Raw genomic sequence first — 20,142 nt, 5'->3', positions numbered from 1 at the left:
GTGTCCTTATTCCTGATCCAGGTCGGCGCTTTTCTGCGCGATGGCCATGGCCGTGAGGATTTTTCTGTAGCCGGTGAATTCGTTGCGCGCATGCACGCTGAGGATGTTGTCGAGCAGGACCACGTCGCCCTTCTCCCAGGCGAACTCGACCATCACCTCGCGGTAGATGCCTTGCAGGTGGCGAATCACATCCTCGGGAATCGGCGAGCCGTCGCCGAAGAAGGTGTTTTGTGGCAGGTCCTGCGGGCCGAATTCACGCAGCAGGTTGTCGCGGATGCTGTCCGGCAGGGTCAGTGCGTTGAAGAAGGTGCCGTGGTTGAACCAGATGCGCTCGCCGCTCAGTGGATGGCGCACGATGGCCGGGCCGTTCTGCCGGGTGCGCAGGCGGTTGCCCGGCTTCCATTCGGCCTGGATGCCGATTTTTGCGCAGTAGGCCTCGACTTCTGCGCGGTCCTCGCTCTGGAACACCGTCTGCCATGGCAGGCCCATGCCATCGCCGTAGTTGCGCACGTACATGATGCGTTTGCGGGTAAATTCTTCGCGCACCGCCGGGTCGATCCGCGCGAGGATCCGGCGGGTATCGCCAAAGGGGGTTTCACCGCCGGTGGTCGACGGCGTGTCGCAGTAGAAATACAGGTGACGCGGGAACACCGGCGAATACGAGTGTTCGTTGTGCGGGAAAATTTTCTCCGCCGCCGGGTAATCGGTGGAGCTGTAGATCTTGAACTGGCCGCTGATCTGGGTCCGTGGCGAGGCGCGGAACAGGTACTCCAGGGCGCCGCCGGAAATCCCGTCGACGCAACGGTTGAACTCGCCGATATCGGCCACCTGGAAGCCACGGAACAGGATCACCGCGTGTTCCAGCAGCTTGCTTTCGATCAGCGCGCGATTCTGGCTCGCCCATTCCACCAGGCTCACGCCGGACACGGCCGGACGGCACACCAGCGGCATGCTGAGGCCTTCGAACATCGGCGCAAAACTCACCAGCCGCGTCGGATCGGTGGACAGGCTTTTGCGGGCACCACGGCCCATCCTGGGCATGGACTTGGTCGTTGAAACGGTCATAAACCCCTCCAGAAAATGTTGACGGCGGCGCTCAAGGGCGCCGCCGACTGAATCAGTCCGCCGCGGATTGCGCAGCCGGCGCGCCACGGTTCGCCGAGCGACGCTTGATCGCCATGGCACCGCCGAGCAGGGCCTTGCGTTGCTCGTTCACGCGCGCATCGGCAAGGCGTTGCACATCAGCCGCCAGGTCCAGCAACTCACCGACCTGCACCCCGTCAGCGCGTATCAGCGCTTCGAGCACCGCCCGGACCTGTTCGAACAAAGACTCCAGCGTGCTCGGCAGGTACTGGCCCACCGGCGTTTCGAAACTCAGGTGAATGTGCTCGGCATCGTTGTAGAACGCGGCGACCATGCCGATCTCGGCGGCCTGACGCCCGGACGGGAAGTCCTCTACCTGCAAGCCCTCCATCGACGGCAGGCGACCGACGCCTTCCTGGTAGATCAGCTTGATGTCGAACAGCGGCGAACGACCGGCCCGGCGCGGCAGGCGCAAGGCTTCCACCAGACGCTCGAACGGCAGGTCCTGATGGTCCGAAGCCTCCAGCACCGCCCGGCGACAGGCCTCCAGCAACTGTGCCGCCGACTGCTCGGCATCGACCTCCACTTGCAGTACTAATTGGTTAACGAAGAAGCCGACCATTTCTTCAAGCTCGGCTTGATTTCGGTTGGCGATATCGGTGCCGATGCGCACCCGACTGACCTTGGTACGCTGGCGCAGGACCAGGGTGAAACCGGCCAGCAGCAGCATGAACAGCGACAAATCGCGTTGCTGGGCAAAGTCGCGCAACTGCCGGCTGAGTTCGTCGCTGAAGGTGAAATGGGCACTGGCACCCTCTTGCGCCGTGCGCCGGTCGCCATCGGCGGGCAACTCCAGCACCGCCTGTGGCTCGGCAAGGCGCTGCTGCCAGTAGTCGAGCTGGCGTTGCAACTCACCGCCCTGCTCCAGCCACTGGCGCTGCCATTTGGCGAAGTCGGCGTACTGCACGCTGTGCGCCGGCAGTTGCGGGGTCTGGCCACGGTTGAGGGTTGGATACAGCGTGATGAATTCATTGATCAGCACGCGGAACGACCAGTCATCGGCGACGATGTGATGCACCGTCAGCAACAGCACATGCTGATCATCCGCGACCCGCAGCACCCGCACCCGCAGCAACGGACCGTGGCGCAGGTCGAATGGCCGCGCGACTTCCTCGCGGGCCAGATGCTGCGCCTCGACGTCTGGCGCTGGCAGATGCCGCAGGTCGCCGGTCTCGAAGCTCAACGGCAACTGCCCGTGGACCCGCTGCCAGGCCTGGCCGTCTTCTTCGTAGAAGGTGGTGCGCAACACGGCGTGACGCTGCACCAGGGTTTCAAAGGTGAGGCGCAGGGCGTCGAGATTCAGTTCGCCCCGCAGGCGCAAGGCACCGGGCATGTTGTACATCGAACTGTCCGGCTCCAGGTTCCACAGGAACCACAGGCGCTGCTGGGCAAAGGACAACGGCTGGCGTTCGCCAGAGGTGTCCGCCACCAGCGCCGGGCGTTCACAGCTGTGTTGCAGCGTTTGCACCTGAGCGGCGAAATCCTCGAGGCGCGGATGCTCGAACAGGCTGCGCAGGCTCACCGACAGGCCCAGGCGCTGGCGGATCTGCGAGACGATCTGCGTCGCGAGCAACGAATGCCCGCCCAATTCGAAGAAGCTGTTTTCCCGGTCGACGCGATTGACCCGCAACACCTGCCGCCAAATCTGCGCCAGTTCGATTTCCAGTGCGCCTTGCGGGGCGCTGCCGAGTTCGGCCTCCCAGACCTGCGGGGCCGGCAACGCGGCGCGGTCGAGTTTGCCGTTGCGGTTGAGCGGCAACGCCGCCAGCAACACCAGTTGCGCCGGCAGCATGTAGTCCGGCAGGCGTTCGCCCAGAGCGCGACGCACGGTGTCGGTGAGTTGACGCGCATCCGCCGGCAGCCGCTCGGCATCGGCCGGCACCACATAGCCGATCAATTGCTTGCCGCCAACGCCTTCGTGCACCAGCACTGCGGCTTCGCTGATCATCGGCAGGCCTTGCAGGTGCGCTTCCAGCTCACCCAGCTCGACGCGGAAACCGCGAATTTTCACCTGGTGATCGATGCGCCCCAGGTATTCCAGCGCGCCGTCTTCGCGATAACGCGCCAGGTCGCCACTGCGGTACAGCCGCGCACCCGGTGTGGCGGAAAACGGATCGGCGATGAAGCGCTCGGCGCTCAAGCCCGGTCGCTGGTGATAGCGCTGGGCAAGGCCGGCGTCGCCGCCGATGCACAATTCGCCGACGCAACCGGTCGGCAGCAGATGGCCCTCGCTGTCCAGCACATACAGTGCGCGACCCGGCAGCGCTTTACCGATGGGTACGCCGATGTGGTTGCGGGTATCGGCCAGCGTGCATGCGTGGGTACTGGACACCACCGTGGCTTCGGTCGGCCCGTAGGTGTTGAGCAGGCGCACATCGCCCAAACCGGCGGCGTGCCACAGCTTCAGGCCTTCCAGCGACATGGCTTCGCCGCCGACGTGGACCTGGCGCAAACGCCCCTTGTCCCGCTGCGATTGCGCGGCCCACTCCTGAGCCAGCAGGAACCAGTACGCCGCCGGCAAATCCGCCAGGGTCACGCCCTGTTCGATGATCTGGCGATAGAGGGTGTCGGTGTCCCACAGCTCATCGCCGCGCATCACCAGCGCCGCACCCACGCACAATGGCGGGTAGCACTGCTCGACAAAGCCGTCGAAGCTGAACGTGGCGAACTGCAACACGCGGTCTTGCGCGGTGAGTTGTGAATAGTCCGACGCAATCACGCAAAACTCGCGCAGTGCGGCATGGGCCAGGCACACGCCTTTCGGCCGTCCGGTGGAGCCGGAGGTGTAGATCAGGTAGGCGAGGTCTTCGGCGCTGGCGAGGTTGACCGGGTTGTCGGTGCAATACCCCGCGTCTGCGCCCGGCTCCAGCGCCAGGCGCGACAACCCCTGCGGCAGCGCTACATCGGCCAGCAGGCCCGGTTGCGCCAGCAGCAGGTCGATGCCGCTGTCTTCGATCATGTAGGCCAGGCGCTCGGCCGGGTAATCCGGGTCGAGCGGCACATACCCGGCGCCGGACTTGAGGATCGCCATCAGGCTGACGATCATCTGCGCATTGCGCCGCACCGACAGGCCAACCCGCTGCCCCGGCGCCACACTCTGGGCGCGCAGGCGATGGGCGAGCTGGTTGGCTTGCGCATTGAGTTGGGCGTAGGTCAGGCGCTCGTCACCGACCATCACCGCCAGCGCATCGGGGGTGCGGGCCGCTTGTTGCTCGAAGCGCTGATGGGCCAGCAACGGGCTGTCCAGTGGCGGCGCAGGCGGACGCGAGCCGCGTATTACCTGGGCTTGGGCCTGAGTGTCCAGCAGGCTGACGACGCCTAGCGCCTGTTGTGGCTGGGCAACAAATTGCGCCAGCACATGCAGCAGGCTGGCACCCAACTGGCTGATCTGCGCGGCAGTGAACCTGGTACGGTCGAAACTGAAGTCCAGTCGCAACGTGGCGCCGACTTCGATGCCCAGGGTCAGCGGGTAACTGGTGATTTCGTGATTGTGCAGCGCGCCGAAGGTCAGGCCCGCCGGCGCCCCTTGCTTGAGGGCTTCGGCCACCGGGAAGTTCTCGAACACCAACAGGCTGTCGAACAGCGCCCCCTGTTGCCCGGCCCAGCCCTGAATGTCGTACAGCGGCACATGTTCAAACTCGCGCAGGCTCAGGTTCAGGGCTTGCAGGTCGTTGAGCCACTGGGCCACCGACTGCCCGGCCTGCGGCGCGGCGATGATCGGCAAGGTGTTGATGAACAGCCCCAACTGCTGCTCGATGCCAGGCAACGGCGCGGAACGCCCGGCAATGGTTGCGCCGAAGGCCACACAGGACTGGCCGGTGTAGCGCTGCAACAGCAGGCCCCAAGCGCCTTGCAGCAGCGTGTTGAGGGTGACTTTCTGCTGGCGGGCGAAATCGCTCAGGCGCTGCAGCGCGGCGCTTTCAAGGGTCAATTGATGTTCGCCCATGCCGCGCCCATCGACGGGCGTCGGCAAGGCTTGCGCCAACAGCGTCGGCGTTTCCAGCGGCGCCAGCGCCTGCTTCCAGAACTGCTCGCCGGCCAGCAGTGGCTGCTGTTGAATCCAGCCCAAATAGTCTCGGTACTGCCCCAACGGCCTGGCCAAGGTCTGGCCGGCATAGTGCTGGATCACTTCGCCGAGCAACTGGGCGTTGCTCCAGCCGTCCATGAGGATGTGATGGCTGGTATGGATCAGGTGCCAGTCTTCACTGCCCCGACGCACCAGCAGCAGGCGGAACAACGGCGCGGCGCTGAGTTCGAAGCCGCGGCTGCGCTCCTCGGCGGCCAGTGTGTCGAGGTCGATGTCGGCGGCTTCGATCACTTGCAGTTGCAGGTCGATCCGGCGATGAATCACCTGATGCGCGCACTCAAGCCCAAGCCAGTGGAAGCTGCTGCGCAGGATGTCATGCCGGTTGATCGCCGCCTGCCAGGCACGGCCGAACGCCGCCAGTTCCAGGCCCTGGATGTCCAGGCGCAATTGATTGATGTAGGCCTCGGCCTGGGGCTCGTACAGGGTGTGGAACAGCATGCCCTGCTGCATGGGCGTCAGCGGGTAAACGTCCTCGATGGCCGGTGCCGCAACAGGCAAGGCATTGAGCTGTGCCTGGGTGATGCGTGCCAGCGGGAAGTCCGATGGTGTGACCTGGCCCGCCGCAGTCGCGCAGCAATGCTCGATCAGCGTCTTGAGTTCTTCGGTGTAGGCATCGGCCAGTCGTTGCACCGTGGACTCGGCAAACATGTCACGGCTGAAGCCCCATTGCAGCGAGAGCTGCCCGCCATAGACCTGGCCCTCCACGCTCAGCCAGTTGGCCAGCGGCGCATCGTCGCCCTGGGCCTGGCCACCGCTTTCCGGGGCCGGGACCAACAGCGCGGCGTCGTCGAACTGACGGTCGAACTGCCCCAGGTAGTTGAAGGTGATCCGCGGCGCCGGCAGGTCTTGCAGGGCCTGACGCTGTGCCGCTTCACCGAGATAACGCAGCAAGCCGTAGCCCAGGCCTTTGCCAGGAATGGCGCGCAGTTGTTCCTTGATCGACTTGATCGAATTCGCCGCACCGGCCTCGGGTTGCAGGCGCACTGGAAACAGACTGGTGAACCAGCCGACGGTGCGGCTCAGGTCGAGGTCGTCAGTCAAGTCTTCGCGGCCGTGGCCTTCAAGCTCGATCAGCGTCGAGCCTTGCCCGCTCCAGCGGCAGATGACCCGCGCCAGCGCCGTGAGCAACAGATCATTGACCTGGGTGCGATAGGCCGCCGGGGCCTGTTGCAGCAACAGGCGGGTCAGCTCGGTGTCCAGTGTCGTCTCGATCTTGTGCCCGTAGCGCTGCTGCAAACTGCCCTGGGGGTTGTCACACGGCAGGTCCCGGGCATCCGCCAGTTGCGCCTGCCAGTACGGCATTTGCCCAGGCACGGTGCCGGCATGCTGTTGCAGGTGCGCGGCCCAGGCTTGGTAGGCGCTGGTTTTTTCGGGCAGCGCCACTTGCCGGTAAGCCTGTTGCAAGTCTTCGAGCAAAACCCGCCACGACACCCCGTCCACTGCCAGGTGATGGACCACCAGCAGCAGGCGCTGGCTGCCATCGTCAAGGCTGACCAGCAAGGCACGCAGCAGCGGCCCGTTTGCCAGATCGAGACTGCGTTGCGCCTCATCGCACAGGGCGGTCAAGGCATCGGTCGAAGACGCCTGACGCTGCCACAATCCAGCTGATTCGACTGGCGCTGCGTGGTGCTGTTGCCAGCCTTCGGCACCTTCGACGAAGCGCAGGCGCAAGGCGTCGTGGTGGTTGATGACGGTAACCAACGCCTGTTCCAACGTCTCAGGATTCAACGCTTCCCGGGGCGTCAGCAGCAGCGACTGATTCCAGTGCCGACGCTGGGCGATGGCCTGTTCGAAGAAGTAATGCTGCGCCGGGGTCAGGCTCACTTCGCCGCTGACCGGGCCTTGATCGACAGTGCTGCGGCTGTCGAACACCGCGACCAATGCCAGGCTGCGCACGGTCTGGTACTGGAACAGGTCCCGCGGACTGAGGCGAATGCCAGCCTGACGGGCGCGGCTGACCACCTGAATGGAAATGATCGAGTCGCCGCCAAGCTCGAAGAAATTATCTTCAAGCCCCACGCGCTCCAGACCCAAAACGTCCTGCCAGATCTGCGCCAGCGCGGTCTGCATTGCATCCTGCGGCGCGACGAATGCCTGTTGCGGCACGGCGTCGGGTGGCGGCAAGGCCTTGCGGTCAAGCTTGCCGTTGGCGGTCACCGGCAAGGCGTCCAGTGGCATCAGGTAGGTGGGCACCATGTATTCCGGCAGACCGCCGAGCAGCCAGGCCTTGAGGGTTTGTGGCCACTGTTCATCGGCACCGGGTTTTTCCAGCACCAGATACGCCACCAGATGCTTGCCACCCTGCACCAACACCACGGCCTCGCGCACCAGGGCATGCTGCATCAGGCGGGTTTCGATCTCCCCCAGCTCGATGCGCAGGCCGCGCAATTTGACTTGATGGTCGAGGCGACCGAGGTATTCGATCACCCCATCGGCACGCTGGCGCACGCGGTCGCCGGTACGGTACAAGCGCGCGCCGTCATGGAAGGGGCACGGCACGAACCGCTCGGCGCTGAGCGCCGGACGCCGGTGATAACTGCGCGCCAGACCGGCACCGCCGAGGTACAACTCCCCCGCCACGCCAGCCGGAACCGGCAGCAATTGCGCATCCAGCACATGGGTGCGCAGGTTGGCGATGGGCCGGCCGATGGGCACGCTGTCGGCGCCTTCGTCGATGCAGGTCCAGTGGGTGACGTCGATGGCCGCTTCGGTCGGGCCATACAGGTTGTACAAACCTGCGCCCGGCAGTTTTTTGAACACCTGCGATTGGGCATCCAGCGGCAAGGCTTCACCGCTGCAGACGATGCGCTTGAGGCCGGTACAAGCCTCGACACCCGGCTCGTGGATGAACGCCTGGAGCATCGACGGCACAAAGTGCAGCGTACTGATACCGTAGTCATCGATCAGGCGGATCAACTGCGCCGGTTCACGATGCGCCCCCGGCGGCGCCACCACCAGGCGCGCGCCGGTCATCAGCGGCCAGAAAAACTCCCACACCGACACATCGAAACTGAACGGGGTTTTCTGCAGTACCGAGTCGCTGCCATCCAGCCCGTAAGCCTGCTGCATCCAGCACAGGCGGTTGACCAGCGCCGCGTGACTGTTGCCAGCGCCCTTCGGCTTGCCGGTGGAGCCGGAGGTGTAGATCACATAGGCCAGGTTCAACGGATGCACTTCAACCAGCGGGCAGGTCTCGCTGTAGCCGTCGAGCCAATCCTGCTCCTGATCCAGGGTGATGACCTTGACGCCATCGGTGGGCAGTACGCCGATCAAGGTGCTTTGGCTGAGCAGCAAGCCAATCGCGCTGTCTTCGATCATGTAGGCCAGGCGTTCGGCCGGGTACTCAGGGTCCAGCGGTACGTAGGCACCACCGGCCTTGTGAATCGCCAGCAGGCCAATGACCATTTCCAGCGAACGCTCGACGCAGATGCCCACCAGCACATCCGGGCCAACACCCTGCTCGCGCAAGCAGTGCGCCAGTTGATTGCTGCGGGCGTCGAGTTGCGCGTAGCTGAGCTGACGTTCGCCAAACACCAGCGCCGGCGCGCCGGGGGTGCGGCGGGCCTGCGCCTGGATCAACTGGTGCATGCACTGTTCGACCGGATAGACCTCGGCGGTGCGGTTCCAGTCTTGCACCAGCACTTGCTGCTCAGCTGCCGTCAGCATCGGCAACTCGCCGATTTTTTGCGTCGAATCGTCGACTATCGCTTGCAACAGGCGCGTCCAGTGCCCGGCCATGCGTGCAATGGTATCGGCCTCGAACAGGTCACTGGCGTAGGTCAGCGCGGCGTGCAGCTTGCCGCCCTTCTCCCAGGTGTCGAGGGCCAGGTCGAACTGGGTGGTGCGGCTTTGCCAGTCGATACTGCCCAGCTCCAGGCCGGACGCGGTGCCGACCGACGCCATGTCGGCCACGTGTGGCTGGTGGTTGTACATCACCTGGAACAGCGGCGTGTGGCTGAGGCTGCGTTCCAGTTTCAGCGCCTCGACCAGGCGCTCGAACGGCAGGTCCTGATGGGCCTGGGCGCCGAGGGCGGTTTCCTTGATGGCACGCAGCAGGTCGTCGACCCGGGTCTGGCCGTCCAGTTGCGTGCGCAGTACCTGGGTGTTGACGAAGAAGCCGATCAGGCCTTCGATTTCCGCGTGGTTGCGGTTGGCGATGGGCACGCCGACGCGGATGTCGGTTTGCCCGGTGTAGCGATGCAGCAACGTGTTGAAGGCGCCGAGCAACAGCATGAACAGGGTGATGTTGTGTTTCTGCGCGGTGCTGCGCAGTTGCTCGGCCAGTTGCGCCTCCACCGCGAATTCGAAGCGGGTACCGCGATAGCTCGGCATCGCCGGGCGCGAATGGTCCAGGGGCAATTCCAGCACCGGGTGTTCGTCACCCAACTGCGCCTGCCAGTACGCCAGTTGCCGCGCCTGCTCCCCCGCCTCCAGCCAGCGGCGCTGCCACAGGGCGTAGTCGCTGTACTGGATAGGCAACGCTGCCAGCTGCGGTTGCGCGCCCGCATCGAAGGCGTCGTAGCAGCGGATGAATTCGTCGATCAGCACGTTCATCGACCAGCCGTCGGACACTATGTGGTGCAGGGTCAACAGCAGGACATGTTCCTGCTCGGCGAGCTTGAGCAAGGTCACCCGCAGCAGCGGACCGGTCGACAGATCGAACGGCAGTACCGATTGCTGTTTGGCGGTTTCAGCCACTGCACCTTCGCGCTCATTGGCAGGCAATGCGCTGAAGTCCACCTGTTCGATCCGCAGCGGCGCAGCGGCCGGCACTTGCTGCAAGCTGTCATCGGCCTGACGGGCGAACACCGTGCGCAGGGTTTCATGCCGCGCCACCAGGCTGGCGAATGCCTGTTCCAGCGCCGACAGGTTCAGGCGCCCGGTCAGCCGTACTGCGCCCGGCAGGTTGTACGCACCGCTGTGGGGATCCAGTTGCCAGAGAAACCACATGCGTTGCTGGGCGTACGACAGCGCTTGGCGATCCTCGGCCTCGATGCCGGCCGGAATCGGGAAACGGGCGAAATCCACGCCCTCCCTGTGCAAGGCCGCAAGGAACATCTGGCGCTTTTCCAGGGGCAACCCGATAAACCGGCGAGCAAGTTTCAAGGAGTCTTGAGCATTCATCTATCGGCATCCGCATCAGTAGGCAGCAGGCGCAAAGGCGCGTCGTGCCTATAAAACGAATGCAGGCGGGAAAAATTAGCGGATCAGGCGGGAGGTGAAATGCGCAATACAGAACAATGAAAAAACCTGTAGGAGCGAGCCTGCTCGCGATGGCGGCGGGTCAGACACATTCAAGTTGAATGTGATGCCGCCATCGCGAGCAGGCTCGCTCCTACAAGGTGTGCGGTGATGCATGAATCGGATCAGCCCACTGCTTTCAACCCATGCCGTCGATGATGCACCTCAAGCTGATCCTTGATCACCCGCAGCACCTTGGCTTCTTGCTCATGGATGAAGAAGTGCCCACCCGCCAGCATGTCCACCGAAAAGCTGCCACGGGTTTCCTGGCTCCAGCCGATCAACTGTTCGGCGGTGGCGCGGTCGGTTTTGCCGCCGAGCACGTGCACCGGGCACTTGAGTAACGGGCGCTGCACTGGTTCGAAACGCCCGCAGAGCAGGAAGTCCGCACGCAGCACCGGCAGGGTCAGGCTCATCAACTCTTCGTTGGCCAGGATCTCTTCGCTGGTGCCGTTGAGGGTGCGCAGTTGCTCGATCAGTTCGGCGTCGCTTTTAGGCTGGGCAAAGCCTCGGTCGTATTCGGCGCGCATCGTAGGCGCGGCGGTGCCCGAGGCGAACAGCGCTACCGGCTCCGGGCAACCCAGCGAGCGAAACGCATGGGCCATCTCGCAGGCCAGCAGCGCGCCCATGCTGTGCCCGAACAACGCGTACGGCGCCTTCAGCGTGGCTTTTTGTTCCTGGGCCAATTGCAGCGCCAGACGGCGCATGTCGGTATGCAGGGGCTCGCCGTACCTCGCGCCACGTCCCGGCAGCTCCACCGGTTGCAGCCTGAGCCACTCCGGCAATTTGCGCCGCCAACGGCTATAGACCATGGCACTCGCGCCCGAATAGGGCAGGCACAGCAATGTCAGCGGGGTCACCGGGCTTTCCTCGAGAGTTGTCTGTAAAGAGAACGGATGAGGTGTAGTCGGAATTAGCCGGATTGCGATCCCTTGTAGGAGCGAGCCTGCTCGCGATAGCAGTGTGTCAGGCAATAATGATGTCGACTGATAGTCCGCTATCGCGAGCAGGCTCGCTCCCACAAGGGACTGTGTACACCGATCAACTGTGGGAGCGAGCTTGCTCGCGATGGGGCCAGAACAGACAACTCACACCTCTCGCCGAATGAACTCTCGCCCACCCAAACCAGTCAGCTATTTAGGCCCCCGGTTCCCGGAGTTTCGCGACAATGGTCGATCCCCCCGAACGCCAACGCCCCATCGACGCCCACGGCATCATCGGCGACATGCGCAGCGCGGCGCTGGTCAACGACAAGGGCAGCGTGGATTTTTTCTGCTGGCCGGAGTTCGATAGCCCATCGATCTTCTGCTCGCTGCTGGACACCCCCGAGGCCGGGATTTTCCAGTTGTCACCGGACTTGCCCGACGCCCGCCGAGAGCAAATCTACCTGCCCGACACCAATGTACTGCTGACCCGCTGGCTCAGCGACCGCGCCGTGGTCGAGGTCACCGACCTGCTGCCCGTCGGCGACACCGAGGATGATCTGCCGCTGCTGATGCGGCGGATCCGTGTGGTCAGCGGCCGCGCCACCTTTCACATGAGCTGCGCCGTGCGCCATGACTACGCCCGCGCCCACACTCGCGCACGCCAGAATAAACAGGATGTGGTGTTTGAGGCAGCCGACCAACCGACTCTGCGGCTCTCTTCGGATCAGGCATTGCGCATCGACGCTAACGTGGCGGTCGCCGAATTCACCCTCGAACAAGACCAGACCGGTCAATTCCTGCTCGGCGCCCTCGACGATCCGCGCTTCAAGGAAGGCGCCGCGCAACTGTGCCTGGAGCGTACCTTGAAGTTCTGGCGCGACTGGATCGGCCAGTCCAACTACCGCGGCCGCTGGCGCGAAATGGTCAACCGCTCGGCCCTGGCAATGAAGCTGCTGACCTCGCGCAAACACGGCGCCATTCTCGCCGCCGCCACCTTCGGTCTGCCGGAAAGTCCTGGCGGCGCACGCAACTGGGACTATCGCTTCACCTGGATCCGCGACGCCTCGTTCACCGTCTATGCATTCATGCGCCTGGGCTTCGTCGAAGAGGCCAACGCCTACATGCGCTGGTTGCGCGGGCGGGTCAGCGACTGCCGGGGCAAGCCGATGAAACTCAACATCCTGTATGCCATCGACGGTCGCCAGGAGCTGCCGGAGATCGAACTGGCGCACCTGTCCGGTCATGGTGGCGCACAACCGGTGCGCATCGGCAATCAGGCGTACGAACAGGTTCAGCTCGATATCTTTGGCGAGCTGATGGACGCGATTTACCTGGTCAACAAATACGGCGAAGCCATTTCCCATGAAGGCTGGAAACACACGGTGGAAGTGGTCGATCAGGTCTGTGAAACCTGGGAGCAAAAGGATGTCGGCATCTGGGAAATGCGCGGCGCGCAATACCATTTCCTGCATTCACGACTGATGTGCTGGGTCGCCCTGGACCGCGCCATCCGCCTCGCGTCAAAACGCTCGCTGCCGGCACCTTTCGCACGTTGGGACCAGACCCGCCAGGCGATCTACGCCGACATCTGGGAGAACTTCTGGAATGAGGAGCGCGGGCACTTCGTCCAGCACATCGGCGGCACCGGCCTGGACGGTTCGATGCTGCTGATGCCGCTGGTGCGTTTCGTCAGCGCCCGCGACCCGCGCTGGCTGGCGACCCTGGAAGCCATCGAAAAGAGCCTGGTGCGCGACGGCATGATCTACCGCTACCGCAACGACGACAGCCAGATCGACGGCCTGCCCGGCAGCGAAGGCGCCTTCGCCGCGTGCTCGTTCTGGTACGTCGAATGCCTGGCCCGCGCCGGCCAGCTCGACAAGGCCCACCTGGAGTTCGAACAACTGCTCAGGTACGCCAACCCGCTGGGGTTGTACGCCGAAGAGTTCGACAGCCATGGGCGGCACATGGGCAACACGCCGCAGGCGCTGACGCATCTGGCGTTGATCAGTGCGGCGTGCTTTCTGGATCGGAGGTTGAGTGGGGAGAAGGTTATTTGGCAGCCGTGAGGTTTGATGGTCCCCCCCAATAACCGCGTTAGCCGGCAGCACTTTGTATTTTTGCTGTACATAAGCCGATGTAGGACTGTTCCGAGAATACTGTCAGCAATATCAGATCCAAGTAGATCGGCGTAAAAAGCTTTTTTCTGGGGGTATTATTAAAAACGCTGTCACATTCTGTTTTTTTGTTCCCACAACACACGCCAAGCCTTCTTGATATCCAGCCAATAGTTCCGACTAAAATCACACAACAACAAACGCCCTCGCAATCTATCGTTTTTTTTCAGGAGCCTGTACATGAATAGCCTGGACAGCCTAATGCGTTCAATCTCCGAGGCATACGATCTACACATAAAGCACATTGAGCTCATTTACGACGCAGTCAACAAAATATTCAGAATAACCAACGAAAACGATTCGTTGATTTTCAAGATTTTCAATAAAAGAGACCATTCAAAACAAAGAATTTCTTTCGAAAGAAAAATCACATTTCATATATCATCCCGCCAACCCAACAGCATCAATCCAATACTTGCGAAAGCCCAGATAGAAAAAACCTACCTATACGAGAACCAGTTTTACTATGGCATTCTCACTCGTGAGTGCACTGGCAACCCGTATCTTACAAATGCCGGAGCTCAGTCAGACGACTATCTGTTTGGCCAAGCATTATTCACATTGCATCACATTCCACCGCCCCCGTTCAGAAATCCAAAACACGATACCAGTAACGTTAAGCATCTAATATCAAAGCTTGGAAGCCCCAACCGCTCCCAAAAAACCATTCAATTAAAGACAATCATACAAACCTTACACAACGATATAAATCTAACTACCCTATCCCATACCGAGCGTATGAAACGTTGTATTTGCCACGGAGATGCCTGGCCAGGAAACGCACTTTATTCTTCTAATGCGTGCACCCTGATTGACTTTGAGCACACCAGAATCTCTGACCCGGCATTTGATGTCGCTACGTTCATCTGGTGGCTCACGGGGAGCGAACACACGGAATTGGAAAAACTCAAATCCTGGGAGCAATTCGTCAATGGGTATGGTGAATCCATAAAACAATTAATCAACAACAGCACACCAGCACTAATAAAAACCAACCAACTAAGAAGCCTTATCTTCTTACACAACAACATTATCATTAACGAAGAAATACTTGAATATGCACAGCGCCGAACATCTCATCTACTAGAGAAATTAACCCCACACCTAAAAAGCGAACAACTACTAGAGACCCTGTGGAAAAAATAACAAATGCAAGCATCTCGAATTTCTCATTGCTTGCGAGAACACTTACAGACTTTTGAAGTTTGTTAGCAAAACCACTCTCACTGCCCATTTCGTAAATTTCTTACACCTTGAAATGTCTTGTTGCCAGCCGTTACATCCCCACCTAACATCCTTGCTCTACGGGTACAGCGGAGCTGTCCAACACCCCCCGAATTCAAGGAACCAGAATGAGCCAACGCATCCAACGCAGCATCGATTCCCCGCTCCGAACCGGTTTGAACCGCGAAGAACTCTGGGAGGCCGGTGACAAGGGCCTGATCAAATGCTGGGAAGTCGGCCGCCAGCGCGCCGCCCGTTTCCCCGACCTCGCCCGACAGTGCCTCGCCGGCGAGCTGCCCGTACTGGGCTGGAAAGGCGGCGTCAGCCGCAGCCTGAAGAAACTCGAAAAATATGGCTCTCTCAAATACCTCGCACAGTGGCAAGGACTACGCGGGGAAGATCTGGATGTTGATTTGAGCGAAGAGCGGGCGCTGACCTGCTCGCGAACCGGCATGGTGGTGACGTTTACGCCGGATCGGGCGAAGTATTTCAATCAGTTGGCGGAAGCTGAAGCCTGACGTGAACCGGACACCGGATCCGCTCCGCCAACCGAAAACCGCTCCCGATACGCCTGTGGCGTCACGCCCATGGCCCGCAGGAAGCTGCGGCGCAGGGTTTCTTCGCTGCCGAAGCCGCATTGCACCGCCACCCGTTTGATCGGCACGCCGGTATCGCTGAGCAAACGCCGCGCGGTTTCGACGCGGATCAGTTCGATGGCCCGGGCCGGGGTCTGGCCGGTGTCGGCGCGGTAGTGGCGCACGAAGCTGCGTTCGCTCATGCCGGCCTGCAAGGCCAGGGTCGGGATACCCAGATCGCGGGTCAGGTTTTCGCTGATCCAGGCGTGAAGTTCGTCGAAACGGTTGCCTTCCTGTTGCAGTGACAGGGTCACGCTGAATTGCGACTGGCCACCCGGACGCTTGAGAAACACCACCAGTTGCCGGGCGACTTCGAGGGCCATGGTGCGCCCGAGGTCTTGTTCGACCATGGCCAATGCCAGGTCGATGCCGGCGGTCACCCCGGCCGAGGTCCAGACCGGACCGTCGTTGATGAAGATCGGGTTGGGCTCGACGTGCAGTCGCGGATGCTGCCGTGCCAGTTGCTCGCAACGGGTCCAGTGGGTGACCACGCGCCGGCCGTCGAGCCAGCCGCTGGCCGCCAGCAGGAACGCGCCGGTGCACACGGAGGAAACCCGTCGGCAGCCACGGGCATGTTCGCGCACCCAGGCGACCAACGGCGCATCTTCGGCCGCTGCGTAAACGCCCCAGCCACCGGCGATGATCAGGGTATCAGTGCCCTCATCCGGTAACGATTCGGCCAACAACGCCAAGCCCGCCGACGACATCACCGCCCCGCCGCCGCTGGCAATCACCGTTGGCGCGTAGGGTGGTGGCAGGCCTTGCTGGCGGGCAATGTCGTTGGCCGACGCGAATACCTGCAACGGCCCGGTGACGTCGAGCAATTGCACGTTGGCGAAAGCGAGCACATGGATGGTTTTCGACATTTGGCGTAATTCGTGGGGATATTGGCGTATGCGCCAAAGCCTACGAGTCTAAAGTCAAACCGTCCACCCACTTCACGAGAAAGAACACCATGACGTTGCAGATCGGTTTTCTGTTGTTTCCACAGGTTCAACAACTGGACCTGACCGGCCCTTATGACGTACTGGCCTCGCTGCCGGACGTGAAAGTGCATCTGATCTGGAAAGACCTGATGCCGGTCACCGCCAGCACCGGCCTGCTGTTGAAACCGACCACCACCTTCGACGATTGCCCGGCACTGGACGTGATCTGTGTGCCCGGTGGCAGTGGCGTCGGCCCCTTGATGGAGGATGACCAGACCCTGGACTTTCTCAAGGCCCAGGCCGCCAACGCCCGCTACATCACGTCGGTGTGCACCGGCGCGCTGGTGTTGGGCGCGGCGGGATTGCTCAAGGGCAAACGCGCCACCACTCACTGGGCGTATCACGAATTGCTCAAGCCGCTGGGCGCAATCGCGGTGCAAGACCGGGTGGTGCGCGACGGCAATCTGCTGACCGGTGGCGGCATCACCGCCGGTATCGACTTCGCCCTGACCTTGGCCGCCGAGCTGTTCGACCAGGCCACCGCCGAGCTGGTGCAACTGCAACTGGAATACGCCCCGGCCCCGCCGTTTACCGCGGGCAGCCCGGAGACGGCCCCGGCCAGTGTGCTGGAAGAGGCTCGCCAGCGGGCTGCCGTCTCGTTGAAGCTGCGGGCGCAGATCACCGAGCGCGCAGCGGCGAAACTCGACCTTCAGTGAAAAAACGGCGGCAGGAACACGGTTCCTGCCGCCGCGACTTTTCATGCGCGCAAAAAAAACCCGCCGAAGCGGGTTTTTCCAAGACCATGACGACTCCTTGTCGTAGCGTTCCTTGCAGATGGTCGATCATCCATGATCCTGAGCACATCCTGTGCTTCAGTGGGTAAGGCCAGAATACGCTTCGGATCCAATTTGTAACAGGCGATATCGCTACCATCGCGTGTAAGACATTCGCTATAAACCCCCTTCCGAAAACCCTTAGACGCCTCAGGTTTCGAGCCGGCTTCAGCCACTCTGTTGCTCGTGGGACTTGGCGTTTTCGATCAAAAACTGCTCGATATTGTTCATTTGCTCTTCCCAGCCACGACTGTCCATGCGGAAAGCCTTTTCGCGACGGGCCTGGGGAATGTGATCGAATCCGGATTCGGAGACCTTGAGCAACGTGCCGTTGTCCATGTCTTCGAGCTCGAATTTCACCAGGGTGGTGGGTTCCTGGGAGTAATCGACTTCAGGCTTCACAGCGTACGGGTGCCAGCGAAACGAAAACAGCCGCTCCGGCTCGACCCGTTCTACCAGTACATTCCAGCGCAAATGCTCATAACCGGGATAGGTAACCTGCCCCTGGGTCCATTCGCCTGCCACAAAACGCTTGCCCTCCAGCGCCACGCCAAACCACTGTCCGAACATTTCGGCATTGGCCAGCACACGCCAGACCTGCGAACGCTTGGCCTTGAGCAGGACTTTCCTTTCGATGCGATCAGATGCTGGGTTCATAAGTCACCTCCTGTACTTGAACAGTAGGTCAGTAAGACCACAAGACCAACCCTAAAGTAGTACCAATCGGGATTGGCAATCAAACATGCCTGAGATATTCGGTCGCAATTGCGCTGATAAGTTCTGGGGTTTTCGCAAAATCAAGGGGGCGAAACTGCTAACGTTCGGCCTCGAAACAGCATCGAAAAGGATAGCGCCATGAAAAGCCCGCGCGGCGGTTGCCTATGCCCCTCGGCGCTACGATGCACCTCTCATTAGGTCATAACGAGTACTCCAGCATGAAACCACGCTTACTCTTGGCGCTGACGCCCCTGTTATTCACCTCCATGGCGTTCGCCGTGGACTGCGACAACGCCAGCAACCAGGCGACGATGAACCAGTGCGCTGCCCAGCAGAATGCGGCCGCCGACAAGGAATTGAATACGCTGTACCAGCAGATCACTTCGCGACTCAAGAGCAACCCGGACAGCAAGAAACAGTTGGTGGGCGCGCAGCGGGCGTGGGTTGCGTTCCGTGATGCCGAGTGCAAGTTCTCGGCGTCCGGGGTGGAAGGCGGGAGTGTGTATCCGCTGATCTACAGCAATTGTGTAACTGAATTGACCAGGGCGCGGGTAGAGATGTTCAAGACTTACCTGAAGTGTCAGGAGGGGGATTTGGGGTGTCCGGTGCCGGGGGTTTGAATCTCTGGTGTATGTAAGGGCTTCATCGCGAGCAGGCTCGCTCCTACAGTGGATTTTCGGTGACCACAAATTTTGTGCCTGACCGGAAACCCTGTAGGAGCGAGCTTGATCCAGGCGGCGATCCGACGATAGCGTCAGTTCAGACGCCACAATTACCGGACGAAAACCTGCGCCGTGGTAATCGCCATGTCCCCGCCCGGCAACTTGATGCTGCCCGTCTGCTTCAGGCTGTCGGCATCAAAGATCGCCACGTCGTTGAAGGTCCCCGCCAGGTAGATCTTGCTGCCGTCCTTGTTGAAGGAAATGCAGTAATACGAGTGATCGAGCGTGGCGGACTGGAGCATTTTCTTCTGTTTGATGTCGTACTTGGCCAGGCGGTTGAGCACGCCAAACATCAGGTTCGGGTCCTTGGGCGAGCGCATGCCGCTGAAGTAGATTTCGGTCAAAGGGCCGAAGTCGGTGGTTTCGGTCTTGCCGGTTTTCAGGTCGACGCTGAACAGGCCGTACAGGTATTCGGCGGTGGCCGGGTCCTGTTTCTTGTCCTTGAACTTCGCCGCGGTGTACAGCAGCGAGAAGTCATGCCGGTACGTCTGCTGGTTCCACACGTAAAGCACGTCCGGCGCGCTGTAGTTCGGGCGCTTCCAGTGACGGCTGGGGATCAGTACGTCGAACTTGCCGGTTTGCACATTGACCTTGTAGACATCGGCCCCGGCCACGTACAGCGTACCGTCATCACCGCTCTGCATGATGGTCAACTGGCGCGGTGCCGGAAAACTGCGCACAGGCTTGGCGTCCATGCCGGCGTCGGTCTTGTACACGTCGAGCCGGGGCTGCTGCACCTCGTAGCGATCGTTCATCATCAGCGTCGGGTTGGCGACGGTGTACAGCTCCTTGCCGTCGTGGCTGAGGGTGAAGGCGAACATCGACTTGGCTTTTTCCCCCGGCTTCTGGGTGATGCTGGCGTGGAACACCTGCTTGCAGTTGTCCAGTTCGACTCCATAGACATCCGCATAGTGATTGTTCAGCACGTAGGCGGTCTTGCGGTCCGGCGACAGCTGCACGGTGCCGGGGCCGAAGGCGTCGGGCATCTTGCAGGTCTTGAACAGGGTGTCGGTGGCCAGGTCGATCACGTGCAGGTTGTTCGGGTAGTTGGTGGTCACCATGTATTCGTGACCGACTTGCAGCGCGGTGTTTTCATCGGCCAGAACACTGACAGAACAGCTGCTCAGGACGGCGAACGCGGCCAGGCCGCAGGCTTTGATGTTACGCATGCTGGAATCCTTCTTCTGTGATCACTTGTCTTTGGGGAAGACAGTGCCGAGGTTGCGCCAGTTGTCGTTGGACGCCTGGGCATCCTTGTTCCAGTCCGGGTAGGTGCTCATCATGTCGGGCACCTGGGCCGGCCACCAGCACGGGTCGGAGCAACCGTAGAGGTCGGCTTCCATCGGCTGGCACAGCGACGACACACCGCCGAACGCATCGATTTCCCAGCCCGGGTCGGTGGTCGAGGCACAGCCCGCCACGGAGCTCATGGCCACCACTTCTTCAATGCGGTTCTCGTCCGCGGCCTGATCCAGCTTCAACGCTTTGTTATTGATTGCCTTGAGATGTTTCAT

General features: G+C 61.5%; 12 protein-coding genes. 5 read left to right on the top strand and 7 right to left on the bottom strand.

The annotated features are described in order from the left end of the window. Window positions 1-6: 6 nt before the first annotated feature. The 3 genes from BSF44_RS04920 to BSF44_RS04910 form a co-directional block, all read right to left on the bottom strand. The gene (locus BSF44_RS04920; protein WP_095942525.1) at window positions 7-1,065 is read right to left on the bottom strand and encodes a TauD/TfdA family dioxygenase; all 1,059 of its coding nucleotides are present in this window, start codon (window positions 1,063-1,065) and stop codon (window positions 7-9) included. A gap of 52 nt (window positions 1,066-1,117) precedes the next feature. Beyond that, window positions 1,118-10,354: a non-ribosomal peptide synthetase gene (locus BSF44_RS04915; RefSeq protein ID WP_095942524.1), complete on the bottom strand. Its 9,237-nt coding sequence runs from the start codon at window positions 10,352-10,354 to the stop codon at window positions 1,118-1,120. Window positions 10,355-10,596: 242 nt separating this feature from the next. Beyond that, window positions 10,597-11,331 carry a thioesterase II family protein gene (locus BSF44_RS04910; protein ID WP_095942523.1) on the bottom strand — a complete coding sequence of 245 codons (735 nt, stop codon included), beginning with the start codon at window positions 11,329-11,331 and terminating at the stop codon, window positions 10,597-10,599. 308 nt (window positions 11,332-11,639) lie between these two features. Here BSF44_RS04910 and BSF44_RS04905 point away from each other — a divergent pair, with 308 nt between their 5' ends. The 3 genes from BSF44_RS04905 (at window position 11,640) to BSF44_RS04895 (ending at window position 15,313) form a co-directional block, all read left to right on the top strand. Next, window positions 11,640-13,463 carry a glycoside hydrolase family 15 protein gene (locus tag BSF44_RS04905; protein WP_095942522.1) on the top strand — a complete coding sequence of 608 codons (1,824 nt, stop codon included), beginning with the start codon at window positions 11,640-11,642 and terminating at the stop codon, window positions 13,461-13,463. Window positions 13,464-13,751: 288 nt separating this feature from the next. Beyond that, window positions 13,752-14,717 carry a phosphotransferase enzyme family protein gene (locus BSF44_RS04900; RefSeq protein ID WP_095942521.1) on the top strand — a complete coding sequence of 322 codons (966 nt, stop codon included), beginning with the start codon at window positions 13,752-13,754 and terminating at the stop codon, window positions 14,715-14,717. 206 nt (window positions 14,718-14,923) lie between these two features. Then, window positions 14,924-15,313: a hypothetical protein gene (locus BSF44_RS04895; protein ID WP_095942520.1), complete on the top strand. Its 390-nt coding sequence runs from the start codon at window positions 14,924-14,926 to the stop codon at window positions 15,311-15,313. Here BSF44_RS04895 and BSF44_RS04890 read toward each other — a convergent pair. Continuing rightward, complete coding sequence (locus BSF44_RS04890; RefSeq protein WP_095942519.1) at window positions 15,289-16,296, bottom strand: GlxA family transcriptional regulator; 1,008 nt, start codon at window positions 16,294-16,296, stop codon at window positions 15,289-15,291. The genes BSF44_RS04895 and BSF44_RS04890 overlap by 25 nt on opposite strands. A gap of 89 nt (window positions 16,297-16,385) precedes the next feature. Between BSF44_RS04890 and inhA the strand changes: the two genes are divergently transcribed. Next, complete coding sequence (gene inhA / locus BSF44_RS04885; RefSeq protein ID WP_095942518.1) at window positions 16,386-17,072, top strand: isonitrile hydratase; 687 nt, start codon at window positions 16,386-16,388, stop codon at window positions 17,070-17,072. Window positions 17,073-17,357: 285 nt separating this feature from the next. On the opposite strand, the gene BSF44_RS04880 is transcribed toward inhA, so the two are convergent. Continuing rightward, complete coding sequence (locus tag BSF44_RS04880) at window positions 17,358-17,846, bottom strand: SRPBCC family protein (RefSeq protein ID WP_095942517.1); 489 nt, start codon at window positions 17,844-17,846, stop codon at window positions 17,358-17,360. 278 nt (window positions 17,847-18,124) lie between these two features. Between BSF44_RS04880 and BSF44_RS04875 the strand changes: the two genes are divergently transcribed. Continuing rightward, complete coding sequence (locus BSF44_RS04875) at window positions 18,125-18,526, top strand: lysozyme inhibitor LprI family protein (RefSeq protein ID WP_095942596.1); 402 nt, start codon at window positions 18,125-18,127, stop codon at window positions 18,524-18,526. A gap of 152 nt (window positions 18,527-18,678) precedes the next feature. On the opposite strand, the gene peaD is transcribed toward BSF44_RS04875, so the two are convergent. After that, window positions 18,679-19,797, bottom strand: a complete 1,119-nt coding sequence (gene peaD / locus BSF44_RS04870; RefSeq protein ID WP_095942516.1) for a quinohemoprotein amine dehydrogenase subunit beta — start codon at window positions 19,795-19,797, stop codon at window positions 18,679-18,681. 21 nt (window positions 19,798-19,818) lie between these two features. Next, on the bottom strand, window positions 19,819-20,142 hold the full coding sequence (qhpC, locus tag BSF44_RS04865; RefSeq protein WP_008016081.1) for a quinohemoprotein amine dehydrogenase subunit gamma: 324 nt from the start codon (window positions 20,140-20,142) through the stop codon (window positions 19,819-19,821).

It is taken from the genome of Pseudomonas sp. ACN8 (genome assembly GCF_002303925.1).
Lineage (GTDB): Bacteria > Pseudomonadota > Gammaproteobacteria > Pseudomonadales > Pseudomonadaceae > Aquipseudomonas.
This window is presented reverse-complemented; position numbering and strand designations above follow the sequence as displayed.